Origin of the sequence: Arcanobacterium pluranimalium (assembly GCF_016907845.1) — a bacterium.
Taxonomy (GTDB): domain Bacteria; phylum Actinomycetota; class Actinomycetes; order Actinomycetales; family Actinomycetaceae; genus Arcanobacterium_A; species Arcanobacterium_A pluranimalium.
Genome location: NZ_JAFBCS010000001.1, coordinates 454,954 through 468,264, shown reverse-complemented (window position 1 = coordinate 468,264; position 13,311 = coordinate 454,954). Strand labels below are relative to the sequence as shown.

The 13,311-nt window shown below is 52.6% G+C and carries 13 protein-coding genes and 1 tRNA gene; 6 read left to right on the top strand and 8 right to left on the bottom strand.

The features are described from left to right. Window positions 1-25 precede the first annotated feature (25 nt). Window positions 26-967: an HAD family hydrolase gene (locus JOD55_RS01970; RefSeq protein ID WP_338022176.1), complete on the bottom strand. Its 942-nt coding sequence runs from the start codon at window positions 965-967 to the stop codon at window positions 26-28. Continuing rightward, window positions 964-2,238, bottom strand: coding sequence for a serine--tRNA ligase (gene serS, locus JOD55_RS01965; RefSeq protein ID WP_204398165.1), 1,275 nt, complete (start codon window positions 2,236-2,238; stop codon window positions 964-966). The genes JOD55_RS01970 and serS overlap by 4 nt, the downstream gene beginning before the upstream one ends. 324 nt (window positions 2,239-2,562) lie before the next feature. On the opposite strand from serS, the gene JOD55_RS01960 reads away from it, so the two are divergent. Beyond that, window positions 2,563-3,753: a diacylglycerol/lipid kinase family protein gene (locus JOD55_RS01960; protein ID WP_204398163.1), complete on the top strand. Its 1,191-nt coding sequence runs from the start codon at window positions 2,563-2,565 to the stop codon at window positions 3,751-3,753. Here the strand turns inward: JOD55_RS01960 and pheA are convergent. Next, complete coding sequence (gene pheA, locus JOD55_RS01955; RefSeq protein WP_204398162.1) at window positions 3,727-4,824, bottom strand: prephenate dehydratase; 1,098 nt, start codon at window positions 4,822-4,824, stop codon at window positions 3,727-3,729. The genes JOD55_RS01960 and pheA overlap by 27 nt on opposite strands. A 258-nt stretch (window positions 4,825-5,082) precedes the next feature. Between pheA and JOD55_RS01950 the strand changes: the two genes are divergently transcribed. Beyond that, window positions 5,083-7,470 (top strand): hypothetical protein, encoded by a 2,388-nt coding sequence (locus tag JOD55_RS01950; protein ID WP_204398160.1) that lies wholly within the window; start codon window positions 5,083-5,085, stop codon window positions 7,468-7,470. Between the two features lie 45 nt (window positions 7,471-7,515). Here JOD55_RS01950 and JOD55_RS01945 read toward each other — a convergent pair whose 3' ends face one another. The 3 genes from JOD55_RS01945 to upp form a co-directional block, all read right to left on the bottom strand. Next, on the bottom strand, window positions 7,516-8,301 hold the full coding sequence (locus JOD55_RS01945; RefSeq protein ID WP_338022175.1) for a glycosyltransferase family 2 protein: 786 nt from the start codon (window positions 8,299-8,301) through the stop codon (window positions 7,516-7,518). Between the two features lie 167 nt (window positions 8,302-8,468). Then, window positions 8,469-9,326 (bottom strand): DUF5926 family protein, encoded by an 858-nt coding sequence (locus JOD55_RS01940; RefSeq protein ID WP_204398158.1) that lies wholly within the window; start codon window positions 9,324-9,326, stop codon window positions 8,469-8,471. Window positions 9,327-9,446: 120 nt separating this feature from the next. Beyond that, window positions 9,447-10,085, bottom strand: a complete 639-nt coding sequence (gene upp, locus JOD55_RS01935) for a uracil phosphoribosyltransferase (protein WP_131279479.1) — start codon at window positions 10,083-10,085, stop codon at window positions 9,447-9,449. A gap of 49 nt (window positions 10,086-10,134) precedes the next feature. Between upp and tadA the strand changes: the two genes are divergently transcribed. The 3 genes from tadA (at window position 10,135) to JOD55_RS01920 (ending at window position 11,915) form a co-directional block, all read left to right on the top strand. Beyond that, window positions 10,135-10,626: a tRNA adenosine(34) deaminase TadA gene (gene tadA / locus JOD55_RS01930; RefSeq protein ID WP_239538937.1), complete on the top strand. Its 492-nt coding sequence runs from the start codon at window positions 10,135-10,137 to the stop codon at window positions 10,624-10,626. A 34-nt stretch (window positions 10,627-10,660) separates the two neighbouring features. Beyond that, a tRNA-Ser gene (locus JOD55_RS01925) sits at window positions 10,661-10,749 on the top strand. Window positions 10,750-11,171: 422 nt separating this feature from the next. Beyond that, entirely contained in the window at window positions 11,172-11,915 is a 744-nt protein-coding gene (locus tag JOD55_RS01920; RefSeq protein ID WP_204398156.1) for a CPBP family intramembrane glutamic endopeptidase, read from the top strand. A 105-nt stretch (window positions 11,916-12,020) separates the two neighbouring features. Here the strand turns inward: JOD55_RS01920 and JOD55_RS09295 are convergent, their stop codons facing one another. Both JOD55_RS09295 and JOD55_RS01910 read right to left on the bottom strand, forming a co-directional pair. Continuing rightward, entirely contained in the window at window positions 12,021-12,131 is a 111-nt protein-coding gene (locus JOD55_RS09295) for a hypothetical protein (protein WP_204398154.1), read from the bottom strand. A gap of 63 nt (window positions 12,132-12,194) precedes the next feature. Beyond that, entirely contained in the window at window positions 12,195-12,518 is a 324-nt protein-coding gene (locus tag JOD55_RS01910) for a hypothetical protein (RefSeq protein WP_204398152.1), read from the bottom strand. 103 nt (window positions 12,519-12,621) lie between these two features. On the opposite strand from JOD55_RS01910, the gene JOD55_RS01905 reads away from it, so the two are divergent. Continuing rightward, complete coding sequence (locus JOD55_RS01905; protein WP_204398150.1) at window positions 12,622-13,308, top strand: SHOCT domain-containing protein; 687 nt, start codon at window positions 12,622-12,624, stop codon at window positions 13,306-13,308. Window positions 13,309-13,311: the final 3 nt, after the last annotated feature.

Below are 13,311 nucleotides of genomic sequence, written 5' to 3'. Positions count from 1 at the left end.
GATTTCCTGCAGTTGCGCCTCATATTTAGCCCAGCAATTCTTCTAGTACGAGCGCACAGCCATCCGCATATACGTCCGCAGTGATGGTATCGGCGTATGCCGCAACATATTCTGGCGCATTACCCATAGCGACGCCAAGACCTGCCCAAGTGAGCATCTCACAGTCATTACCTGAATCGCCCACAGCCACGGTATGGCGCGGATCGACGCCGAGAATATTTCGCACATACTCCAGGCTCGTAGCTTTCGAAATCCCCACCGGCGCAATATCCATCCACGCCGACCAACCCACAGCGTATTCCATGCCATGTAAGCCCAGGTCATCCATAACGTCGAGCAATTCTAAGGCAGTCAAATGCGGGGCACGCACCGTCAAACGCGTTGCGTGCGGATCGCTTAACTGCGCAAGAGGCACAATCACCGACTGCCCCGTGAGCTCACCGGGCGGAAATTCCCCGGTGATCTTTCGCGCCTGATCAAGCGTCTCAACTGCCATAACAGCATCAGGTAACGCCTTGGAAATAATCTCAATTTCCCGCTGCGGATCAAAAGTATTGGACGCAACTATCGCCACCTCGGGCGTAGCTTCTTTCACGACGTCGGCCACCGGCGTCGTCCTCTCTTGCGGCGCGATTCCCCCAACACTCAACACGATTGACCCGTTGGAACACACCGCGTATCCACGGCAAAAATCGAATTGCTGCATCGCCACTTGCGCCCCGGAAATGCCGCGCCCGGTAGCGATCACCAAATTCGTTCCAGCAGCTAGATGCGCCGCAATGGCCTCTTTGACGCGCGGAGAAAGGGAAGTGTCGTGGTGCAGAATCGTGCCGTCAATATCGAGAGCAACCATCAGCTGCGGCCCTGCGCTTGGCAGTTCAGCAGCCAAAATTGCCTCCCGCCACGCAGTGTTTGGAGCAGTGCGTGGCGGCAGTCCGCCAGAAGAATCAGACCGTGGTGCTGTCACTTCTTAACCGGTTCAATAACCTCGCGACCACCCATGTATGGTCGCAAAGCTGCAGGGATATAGAGCGAGCCGTCGGCCTGCTGATGGTTTTCAAGCATCGCCACCAGCCAGCGCGTGGTGGCCAAAGTTCCGTTGAGAGTGGCGACGGCGTTCGTGCCGTTTTCACCACGGAAACGCGTGTTGAGACGACGCGCCTGGAAAGTCGTGCAGTTCGAGGTAGAGGTGACTTCCATGTAGCGATTCTGCGTAGGAAGCCAAGCTTCACAATCGAATTTCTGCGCAGCTGAAGAGCCAAGATCGCCAGCGGCAGTATTGATCACGCGATAAGGAAGCTCAGCCTTGGCAATCATTTCTTCTTCCCAAGCCAAGAAGCGTTCGTGCTCTTCGCGCGCGTCGGCAGGATCGCAGTAGGAGAACATCTCCACCTTATTGAACTGGTGTACGCGAATAATTCCGCGCGTATCTTTGCCATAAGACCCGGCCTCGCGGCGGTAGCAGGTAGACCATCCAGCATAGCGGATCGGCCCATTGCTCAGATCGATGATCTCGTCTTTGTGATAACCCGCGAGCGCCACCTCTGAGGTGCCGGTGAGGTAAAGATCGTCGGCTGGAAGATAGTAAATTTCATCGGCATGCGCGCCGAGGAAGCCAGTGCCACCCATAATGTCTGGGTTTACGAGCGTTGGCGTGGTGAGCAGGGTAAAGCCGTACTTCTCTGCCTGATCTGCTGCGGCCGTGAGCAAAGCAAGCTCCAGACGCGCACCCACGCCTTTCAGATAATAGAAACGAGAGCCAGCAACCTTGGTGCCGCGAACCATGTCTACGGCGTCGATACCTTCGGCGACGTCGAGGTGATCCTTTGGTTCGAAACCTTCCGTTGCGAAATCACGCGGCTCACCAACGTGTTTGAGCACCACGTAATCATCTTCGCCACCTGCGGGAACGCCGTCTTCAATAAGATTTGGAAGCTTGAACATCGCCTCCGTGAAGGCTTGATCGGCGGCGTTGGACTCGGCCTCTAACGCCTTGACCTGATCCGAGAGCTCTTTAGCTTTAGCCAAAATCGCTGGACGTTCCTCAGCGGAAGCCTTACCGATCGTTCGTGAGAGCGACTTCTGTTCCGAACGCAGATCTTCGAAAGCTTGAAGCGCCTTGCGGCGTGTTTCATCGGCAGCCAAAATGAGGTCTGCAACGGACTCATCAGCGCCACGTGCACGTTGGGAGGCGCGAACTGCCTCAGGATTTTCACGAATAATGCGGATATCGATCATATATCAAGGATATGCTCTCGAAGCTTTCTCGGCTAATTTGCACGCCAAACTGTTCACAATTGCACTGCAATCAGACGGTAGCTCGCCTAAGAGTCCGCGTAAGAGTCGGTGTTGCGCCAGTGTTTCGCGCCTGCGCGTATGCGCCGCGCCAGCGCGTGCACATTGTGCGAAAGTGTCGTGTCAGCGCATGGGTACCGTACCAGCGCGTATGCAACATGCGTGCACCGTGCCAAGGTGCCGCGTCACAGTTCAAACCCACAGCCCAACCATCAAAACCCGCATTACCACTGCGTCAACACACACCTTTAGCGTACGCTTAGTAACATGAGACCTGAACTCATCATCTCTATCATCGCCTTAGTTCTCGCTGTGATTGCCCTGGGCACCACCGCTGCTGCGTACTGTATGCTGCGAAAGCCACATGCCGCTCAGCCAGCGAATATGCCCACCTCCGAGCCAGCGAGCGCGACTGCGCTACTAGAGGCCGAAGCTTCCGTCGGCGAGATTCTCGACGGCCCGCCCCACGTTATCTACAATCCCAGCAAAACTGCCGATTGGCGCAAAATCCGCGAAGAGCTGGTGCGTGCGGCCGACGCCGCCGGTTTGCCCGAACCGGTATGGATTAAGACGACTGAGGAGGACCCTGGTTTCGGTCAGGCTCACCGCGCGCTAGCGAGTCGCGCATGCGTTGTTATTGCTGCTGGTGGCGATGGAACGGTTCGTGCCGTTGCGCAAGTACTCGCTGGCACCAGCACACCGCTCGGCATTATGCCTGTTGGCACTGGCAATCTTTTGGCCCGAAATCTAGATTTCCCAATCCAATCCATCAAAGATCTTGCGCAAATCGCTCTCACTGGCATCAATAAGTGTTTCGATGTGGGACGCATCAATATTGAGGAAACGTTGAGCGAAAGCCAAATAGAGAGTCAATCAGAGAACCAGACAGACGACGGCTCGGCCGCACCAGCTGGTCATCATGCCTTTATGGTGATGGGCGGTGTGGGATTCGATGCCGATTTGATGGACTCTACCAAGTCAGAACTCAAAGATCGGATCGGCTGGCTCGCATATGTGCAGGCTGCAAGCACACATCTTTTTTCTTCCAAGCTCAAAGCGCAATTGCAGCTCTCGGCTAATCGGCAGCCGGTAGACGTGGAGGCCCGCTCGGTGATGTTCCTCAACTGCGGCGAACTCACCGGCGGAATCGTGCTCGAACCTCATGCCGATCCAGCTGATCAATGGCTCGACTTGGCAGTTCTTGACGTGCGCGGAGGAATCCTTGGCTGGTTCGATCTAGCGCGCCGCGTGATCCTCAAAGGAATCGGCTTCCAAGCGCACGACCTCATCAAACAAAACGTCGTAGCTGGTCACATCACCACACGGCGCATTCGCGAGTGCCGCGTAGCCCTGGAAAGACCTCAGCAGCTACAGCTCGACGGCGATGTGCTCGGCGTCGTCCAGGACTTCACCGTGGAAGTTTTGCCACAGTCACTCTACATCCGCACTCGACATTGATCGGCTGACCAGGCTTTTCACCCAAGCTCGTGCCGCATGGAAATCGCTATCTGCGGTACCTGCCAAGAGTTTTGTTTTCACGCCAGCTGCCGAGGGATACGAGCCAAGGAAAGTCACCTTGGGGCTCACGCGATGCAAAGCAACCAGCGTGGACTGAATCCGCTCGTCGAAAATATGCCCCTCGGCGTCGATAGAAAACGCGTATCGACCCAAAGAATCTCCGATCGGACGCGACTCAATCCGGGTGAGATTCACCCCATGAGCTGCGAACTGTTCGAGCAGCGTAAGCAAAGCACCAGCTTCATCTGTAGGTAGCTGCACCATCAAAGTCGTTTTATCAGATCCGGTACGCGGCGGCACTGCGCCAGCCGCGCCTATCATCACGAAGCGAGTGACGGCGTCGGGATTATCGGCCACATCCGCACTCAACACCTCGAGACCATACTGTTGCGCTGCGAGAGGTGAGACGAGCGTGGCGTCGTATGCGGCGTCGTCGTAAGGAAGCGTGAGGCCTTTGGCACCTGCTGCGGTTGACGTCGCCGGAAGATGGACGACGTCGGGCAGGTGGGTGAGGAGCCAGTTGCGGCACTGCGTCCAGGCGGCGTTGTGAGTGGAGATTCGCTTGACGTCGGCGAGCTTCGTACCAGGACGAACAGCAAGCACAAACGAAATTTTTTGCAAGACTTCGGCGCCGATAATCAGGTCGGCGCTTTGTGCGAGGGTGTCGAGAGTTGCGTTGATGCCACCTTCGACCGAATTTTCAATAGGGACGACGGCGAAATCAGCTTCACCCTCACGCACCATTTTTATTGCGCGCGGAGCGTCGATTGCGGGAATATGCGTGGTATTGGAGTCTTCTGGCGCGATTACATTGAGAGCTTGTTGGCAGAAAGTGCCACGCGGGCCGAGAAATGCAAAACGTGTTGGGCTGGTAGCCTCCGTGCCGGGCGCATGTCCAGTTGGAGCAGTGCGCGCAGTTGTGGTTGGCTCAACCTGCGCGGGCGTGCTTACTGCTGGGGTGGCTCCCGCAGATGCTCGTGCGCCTGCCGTATGTTTGGTTACGCCATCCATATATTCTCCTCACAGTGCTTAGCTTTTACTACTGTAATGCTTTTAGAAACGGCACGCTTGCGATGAATACTATGCGGAAAGTGAGAGATATCGGGAAACTGTAGTTGAGTATCGTAGGATTGGATTGGGGAATATTATCCGAGCGTGCCTATTTGACTGCTTTAGCTGCAGCGCCGGCTTGTGGTTGGCAATGCCGCAGCTCGCGTATGATGTTTTCCATTGATGTCTGTGTTCCGCTAAGAAAGTAGATTCCTGCACGTGAGTCAAATATTCAACCCGAAGTCACCGGTGGTGATTCTTATTTCGGTCATCGTGGGGATTTGCGCTGTTTTTAGTGCACATTTATTGCATCCTGCTGGGGAAACGCAAGCTTTCACTGCAGCAAATAGCGCAGTTTCGACGGCGGAGCAGACAGGTCAAGACACGGCGGGCAAAGGGGCGTCGGGAACGGGTACGGCGGGAAATGGAACGCCGGGAGCAGGCACGTCAGGAACGGGCACAAAAGATGCAAAGCCTTCGCAAACTCCGCACAAAACGCCAGTTGTTTTCATCGGTTTTTCGGGCGTGCAATGGTCTTATGTCAACCCACAAAATACTCCACACTTAGCTGATTTTGCTGGTAAAGCAGCTACCGCAAACAACGTAGTGCGCACGCTCGATACCACGACCTGCCCAGACGACGGCTGGCTCACCGTTAATACTGGTATGCGCACTACCTCGGCGCGTGCGAATGGCGATTCGTGTGCGCTTCTTCCTGAGCCTAAAGCCACTGGTCAATTAGGGCGTACACTGGCGATTAGCAACTGGGCTGATTACGTTGGCGTAAATGAATCCAATGCTTACAACCCCAAACTCGGATTATTTGGCGAAGAACTTCGCACCGCTGGTAAAAAAGTGGCGGCTGTAGGTGGCGGAGCCGCGCTCGCTATTGCAGATAAATCTGGCAATGTGGTGGGTGATTATTATGCTCATATTGCAGATATGAAGGGTTCGCTTTCGCAATATGACGTTGTGGTGATTGACCTTGGCGCAGCTCGCCATCCCAATTGGCCACTCGGCCAGCAAAATCACGCAGGTTCGGTCTCCGAATTGAAAGCAGCGTTTTCGCAGCCTGCGCCGGCTCCGGCTGAATTATTGAACCAAGTTAAACAGATCGATCAAGCACTGGGCACTGTGCTTTCCAAGATTGACCCCGCCGCAACGGTGTTGATCGCCTCGGTTGCCGATTCAGATCAGATCACAGCGCGAATGCAGTATTTTGCCACGCGTTCCCCGCAGACAGAGCAGATCGGCACCGGCGCACTAGCGCATGCCAGTTCTACCCGCCAAGCAGGGATTGTACAGCTCACCGACGTCTTGCCTACGCTGGGGCAATTATTGGCGCTCCCTCATACGTCGAGTCTTACGGGCAGTCCGATCCGCTACTCCGTTGACGAACGTTCTGCGCAAGAGCGGTTGACGCATCTCGTTGATGTTGAGGAGCGGGCAACCGCTGTTCGCCCAGCTGTTGGGCCTTTTTATATCATCTTTTCTGCTCTGGCAGTGCTTTTGTTGAGTTGGGCGCTCATATTAGTACGTGGCCACTCAGCGCGACGCCGCAGCCACAGTTTGGCGATGGCGTACGGGCTGTTGTCGGTAGCGGCGTTGCCAATCTCTACATTTCTTCTTAACCTCGTCCCGTGGTGGCGACTCCCCCACGCGCACCTGTTTTTGATTTTATTTGTGATGCTTTTGGCTGCGTTGCTCGGGTTGATCGCATCGGTTTCTATGAAGATGGATGTTTGCGCTGGTGCTTTCGTTATCGCCACGATTACAGCTACCGTTTTGGGAGTTGATGCTGCACTTGGATCACCTTTACATTTTTCTTCGATTATGGGTGACCAGCCACAGTCTGGCGGACGTTTCTATGGCATAAGTAATGCGCCTTTCGTGCTTTTTGCTACTTCGATATTGTTTATGGTTGGGTATCTGCTGGATCAAATGCGCAAGCGTTTGGCACCGCTGTGGATGCGCGTTGTGGTGTTGCTGGCTTTCGCATTTTTCGCCATTGTGATTGATGGAGCACCTAATATTGGCGCAGATTTTGGCGGTCCTCCTGCCTTGGTGGTTGCGTTTGTGCTCATCGGTTTCTTGCATGCGCAACGGCGGATGAGTTGGACATCGCTGCTGCTCATCGGCACTATTGCAATGGCAGGAATGTTCGGTATTTCTTATCTTGATTGGCGCCAGCCGGAAGAGGACTGGTCGCACTTTGGCCGGTTCTTTGATTCAGTTGTTTCTGGTGACGTTTTTGCAGTTATTGCCCGAAAATTTGAATGGATGACGACGTCCGCCCCAGTGTTCGTGTGGTTCATCGTGATTCCGTTGGCTTTGGGTGGGACTTGGTTGGCTTTCCGTCGTCGTGCCACGATCGCTGACCTCATTACACCCACTGTGAGCAGCTCGAAGAATGCAATCTCTGCCGATCTGTGGATAGCTTTCATCGCTATGATTGCGATGGTATTTGTTGGGCTACTGATTAACGATTCAGGACTGGTTCTGCCCATGATGGGCATCCTCTTTGGAGGATCACTGTGGCTAGCGCCCGCAGTTGCATTTCACGGAGCGAATCAAGCGCATGACCATGCGAATCATGAGAAAAATTAGCGAATCACGAGCTCAACTAGGTAATCGCCGATAGGTAATCTCTAACTATTTTTCCTGGTAGGCGTTGTACGGCTCGCCCGCAATGCTTGGATTGGAATTGCGTTGCGCTTTGCTTACCCCAACTCTGCGAAGCTTGCGGCTATTGACGGCAAGTAAGACGTCTTTATACTGCATAGCGCGGTGAATCTGCCCAGAGAGATCGTTCGCCGTCGCACGATGTTTCAGATTGCATGGCACCTCTTGCACGGTAAAACCAGCAGTCAAAAGGTCAATCGTCATGCCAACTTCCACACCCCAGCCGGTTGCTAGTGGCTGAACGGCATCAAACGCGACACGAGTGATGCAGCGCTGGCCAGATAGCGGCTGTTGTGGCGACCATCCAGTAAGTTTTTCAATCGCCTTGCGCCCAAGACTCGTCACAAATCCATGGCCTCCCGCGCCTGCCTGCGGTGGCAAATATGCAATTGTACAATCCACGTTTCCAGCAAGAATAGGATCAATCAACGGCGCACACTCAGCGGCGGAGTCACCCAAATCGGCATCTAAAAACAGTAGCGCGCGCGGAGGAGCACCTTTAGCATCGCGCATTCCTGCCACCGATGCGCCAGTTCCCATTGCCGAAGCCTTACCGCGGTTGTGAGAATGACGAACCACCGTGGCACCGGCAGCACGCGCAACCTTTTGCGTATCGTCCTCGGAACCGTCGTCGACGACGATCACCAAATCAACTCGTGGAAGCGCCCAAGCAGCGCGAATAGTTGCACCTATTCTTTCGGACTCGTCTTTTGCAGGGATGACGACGGCGATGCGCTGGTTTTCTTGTACGTTCACAGAATAAATTATACGGATTTTGTAAAGAGTTTCCCCAAAATGTGCAAGGTTTCGCAATTGGAGAATGGAAACTCACATATTATCGCTACGAGCAATTGCCCAATAACAATGGCAGGCGACGCGACTAACGTGTACCTGCCATTGTTATTGTTTATCTATGTGATCGATTAACGAAGAGTTACTTGACGAGAAACGATACCGGCCTTAGCCCGGCGCTCTTCCGGCGTCAACGCTGCACTCGACTCAATCTCAGCAGTCAAGACCTTGTCAAACTCAGCCATTGGCTGTGAGAGTTCGCTTGCTTCAGTACCTGGCTCAAGCTCAAACACTGGAATCAACAATCCTTGCGCACGGAACGCCCCAACAAAACGTGCGCCGTCAAAAGTGAGTTCACGTCGAGTTTGTAGACGTGCCAGAGCATTCAGGATCGAATCTTCATCCTCTTTACGCACCCAACGCACAAATTCGCGCTGCATACGAGTCCAGTATGCGCCGTCTACGCCATCTACCAGCACTGTTGGAATGATCTGTTCCTTAGTTTGGCTGATCGCCTCGGCCACATCTGGCTTTGAGGCCTCATCTTCACCAATCCAGAAACCAAAATCTTCCTCGAGCTGAAGCTTGGATTCGAAGCTCAGATCCAAAATATCTTGCAGACGCGAACCCGGCTCAGGCTGCTCGGTCTGGTTGAAAGTCTCGCCGTTCTCCAGCTCAAGACCCCACAAAATCCGATCAGCGATATCGGTCGATGCGTCACCAGAGCTCATAACCGTCTGCGCCGCAACCAACAGTTTTCCGTCCGAGCGGCGAATAGCTCCAACCATCTGTGGAAGCATGGTCACCAGCAAAATTTCTTCTGCACCATGCTCTTCGGTCGTGCGCACAGGCAATGTAGCTGCCGGAATAATCTCACTCATTGCAACAAGCTCAGCTTCGAACGGCAGCCCCTCAAACGGCCGATCAACAAACTGCACGCGAGCGCGCTTTGGCTTGTTTTCCTTAATACGACGGCTCTTCTTACCCATATCTACTCCATAAATAGTTAAATTAAAAACGATTAGTCCATTGCGCACCTAGTCGGCGACGCTGCTGATCCACAGTGCTGCGAGTGCGCGCCCTGCCAAACTTCCGTTACCAGTCCGCTATCAGTCCACCACGCCGTAAAGACGATCGCCGGCGTCTCCCAATCCTGGCACAATGAAGCCCTTTTCGTTGAGATGATCATCTACTGCAGCAACGATGATCTTCACATCTCCCCGATCCCCGATATGCTCTTCGAGCGTCTTAAGACCCTCAGGAGCAGCAAGAATACAGATTGCCGTCACGTCTTTCGCGCCACGTTCAATGAGATAATCGATAGCTGCAATGAGCGTATGACCAGTGGCAAGCATCGGATCGAGCACGAAACACTGACGATCGGTGAGGTCATCAGGCAAACGGTTGGCATATGTGATCGCTTCGAGAGTCTCTTCGTCACGCTTTAATCCGAGGAAGCCGACTTCCGCCGTCGGCATCAGACGCGTCATACCCTCAAGCATGCCGAGACCTGCGCGCAGAATCGGAACCACGATCGGGCGTGGTTTCGAGAGCTTAGCGGCCGTCATCGGCGCTACCGGGGTGTTGATAGCTTTGGGCGTGATCGATACGTTGCGCGTGGATTCGTATGCGAGCAGCATAATCAGCTCTTCAACGAGCTGGCGAAACACTGGCGACGGCGTATTTTCGTCACGAAGCACAGTCAGTTTATGGGTTACGAGAGGATGGTCAATCACCTGAAGTTTCATACCTTAAATGTACCGTGTTCTAGGCCGCTAAGGGTAATACCATAGAGATATGTTTGAAAATGAATCCAAGCTCATGGCATACGCTATGACACTCGCCGAACGCGCCGCGCAGCTTGGCGACGTGCCGGTGGGCGCCGTCGTCGTCGATACCAATGGAACGATCGTCGGTGAGGGATTCAATACGCGTGAGGCCGACGCCGATCCGGTAGGTCACGCTGAAGTCAATGCGTTACGAGCTGCGGCGACGTCGCTCGGAACGTGGAATTTGAGTGGCTGTACGCTTGTGGTCACCTTGGAGCCGTGTACGATGTGTGCCGGTGCGATCGTCAATTCGCGCATTTCACGTGTGGTTTTTGGCGCTTGGGACGCGAAGGCTGGCGCGGCAGGTAGCGTGCGTGATGTGTTGCGGGATGCCCGCTTGCCACACAGGGCTGAAGTGATTGGTGGAGTATGTGAGACGCAGACCAGCGACCAGCTAAAAGAATGGTTCAAACAGGAGTTGCGTGTGAAGTCAATAGCATCTGAGGCGCCAGAGTTGTAGATTATGGGAAATTACCGATAGGATTACAAGCCGAGGTGACGTGTCCGAGCGGCCGAAGGTGCAGCACTCGAAATGCTGTGTAGTTAATAGCTACCGTGGGTTCAAATCCCACCGTCACCGCCATTTTCCCTCAGAATACTTAGGTGTTCTGAGGGAATTTTTGTATTTCTGTAAGCCCTACACTCATGGACTAGGGGCAGGCTGTCGAGTAAGGACTCGGGGTTAGATGCAGAAAGTTCTGACTCGAGCGAGTTCGGCATTATTCTCTTTAATGGTTACTCAGCTTGTGCTGCCAAGATTCTGTATTTCATTGACGCACACTATTGCGGTTATCGATGTGGGCGACCATACTTAGTGAGCCTGACATGTAAATGAAGTACCGATAGGCATTAGCCCTTATGTGGAGCTGGCCACCCCTCATCAATGCAGCATCTAGCTCGCCATAAAACATGAGTATACGAACAAGTTCATTATAACAGTTTCTTGACATCTACGATGAGTTCTAATAACTCTATGTATAGGCGTTTTCAGACGAAAGGTTCATTATGGATAAGATTTCATCACGACCGTATGTTGTAGTGCTCGCCCTTTACGCACTTTTCGAAATCTCAGTATTGGCATATGCAAAATATGGCGTAGGTGCGACTTATGGAAGCAAAGAGTTTATTCATGCAATCTTTGTACCACATGCAATCATGGCAGTTGTTTTAATAGCTTACTGCTACTTCAGCCGTGACAGTTACCAGCTTCCTAATCCATCGCAGCCACTCGGATGGAAACTTATTTTGCTTTCTTTAGTTCCTACAGTGGTTGTTGGCGGATACGTGATTACATCTCAGGCGTCTGCTACCAAGGCGTTCATCGTTCCTTTTATGGCGATGCTTGCCGTGGGCATTTCAGAAGAACTGACTTTTCGTAAGATCGTGATGACGTCGTTACTGAAAGACATTTCGCCTGCTCGCACAATCCTTGTAAGTGCTGTAATATTTTCAGCACTTCACGCGTTTAACCTCATCGCGGGCCAGACACTAAAAAGCACTTTCACCCAACTATTGATGACGTTCCTTGCCGGACTCGTATACGGCGTATTCTATATGTACACGAAGAATATTACGGTGATGATTTTTCTACACTGGTGGTGGGATTACATCCTCATTTCTGGCGCAATCAAACCTGAATCTCCGTGGTCAATGCTGGTATTAGCAATGCCACTCATTGAGCTGATCGCCATGGGCATCATTCTGTACAAATACAAAGAACTTCGAACAACAGGATACTTGGCAAAGTAATCGACATCATAGACCAAAAATTGGGGCAGTTTCGCGCACATCTCACCATATATCGAGATGTGCGCGAAACCGCCCCAAAAATCAACACTGATCAGTGCACAACAATCACCAATCGGCGTGGAAAACCCCGTCTTTATCTACCCGCTTGAAGCCATGTGATCCAAAACAGTCCCGCTGAGCTTGGATAAGAGCCGTCGGCAGCCTATCACTTCGCAAGGCATGCGCACAGGGTACGGGTGAGCTTACTCGCGTTTTTGCTCAGCACATTTGGTTGCAGCATCACATAGTTTTTTGCTGCTGATGCCGATAAGTCCGTCCCCATAAATAGGAAACAAAAATAATCAGAACTGCGATGCGCGTCCACGACGAGTTTTGAATTATCACCAGCACGCTAGTAGACAGAAGATACAAAGCAGCGTAGAGAGTGGAGCGTATCGATTCTTTCCACCGCTTTCTCAATGCCCACAGCCCTATGACGCTGAGCAGGGTTATCTCCGCCAGAACAATCGGATCATGCCATGATTGTCGGTTGATATTATCGGCAATGACGACGATCCACACGACCCAACACGCTTCGGGAATTAACTCTTTAAGCAATCTCATCGGTAGACCCTATCAACAAACCACATATCCAATTCACAACGAATGTTTTATTCTATGTTAAGTGCTAAAATTATCACGTAAAATTGCAGATCGACGAAGAGGTATGACGGCAATTATGGGTTTTATGGATAAAGTAAAACAGGAAATGCAACAAACAGCACAGGGAATGAAGCGTGGTGCTGAACAATCTTGGAATGACGCTAAAGCAACTGCTAAGCATGCCATGACTAGCATCAATGAAGAACGTAAAGAAGTAGCATTTGAAGATACCGAAACAGATATCCCCTTGCGTGTATTCGAATCTCATATTGAAGGTGCGAAAAACGCCAAAGTCCGCGTATTTGAAGACCGTATTGAATGGCGTCGTAATCGCGGAATATCAATGGTAAAACTTGCGGCAGGCTTAACCACTGGAGTTAGCCTTCTCGTCACCGGAATTCGCGGTGGCGATGACGGATATGAAATTGTATGGATGCGCGACATAACCGCCATATCTAGCCATAAAGACGGATTGGTGTATAGGGCAGTCAAAGTGTCGACCTCGGGTGGTGACGTAACGTTCCGGATCTCCCGTTCAGAAGCCGAGGAAGTTCGGGAAATGTTACTGTCCTTGGTGCAGAAAGCTCGTCAACAGCCAGCACCTCAAATTGTTTCTCCGCAGGTTCCACCCACAAATAGCGGCGACGACACACTCGAGAAACTACGAAAGTTAGCTGAACTAAAGGACCTGGGCATACTCACCGACGAAGAGTTTAATGCGAAAAAGGCGACCTTGCTTTCACAAATTTAACTA

Excerpts from the sequence above, each read along its gene's own strand:
- upp (WP_131279479.1), bottom strand. The coding sequence starts at position 10,085 with ATGAAACTTCAGGTGATTGACCATCCTCTCGTAACCCATAAACTGACT.
- JOD55_RS01940 (WP_204398158.1), bottom strand. The coding sequence starts at position 9,326 with ATGGGTAAGAAGAGCCGTCGTATTAAGGAAAACAAGCCAAAGCGCGCT.
- serS (WP_204398165.1), bottom strand. The coding sequence starts at position 2,238 with ATGATCGATATCCGCATTATTCGTGAAAATCCTGAGGCAGTTCGCGCC.
- JOD55_RS01960 (WP_204398163.1), top strand. The coding sequence starts at position 2,563 with ATGAGACCTGAACTCATCATCTCTATCATCGCCTTAGTTCTCGCTGTG.
- tadA (WP_239538937.1), top strand. The coding sequence starts at position 10,135 with ATGTTTGAAAATGAATCCAAGCTCATGGCATACGCTATGACACTCGCC.
- JOD55_RS01910 (WP_204398152.1), bottom strand. The coding sequence starts at position 12,518 with ATGAGATTGCTTAAAGAGTTAATTCCCGAAGCGTGTTGGGTCGTGTGG.
- pheA (WP_204398162.1), bottom strand. The coding sequence starts at position 4,824 with ATGGATGGCGTAACCAAACATACGGCAGGCGCACGAGCATCTGCGGGA.
- JOD55_RS01920 (WP_204398156.1), top strand. The coding sequence starts at position 11,172 with ATGGATAAGATTTCATCACGACCGTATGTTGTAGTGCTCGCCCTTTAC.
- JOD55_RS01905 (WP_204398150.1), top strand. The coding sequence starts at position 12,622 with ATGACGGCAATTATGGGTTTTATGGATAAAGTAAAACAGGAAATGCAA.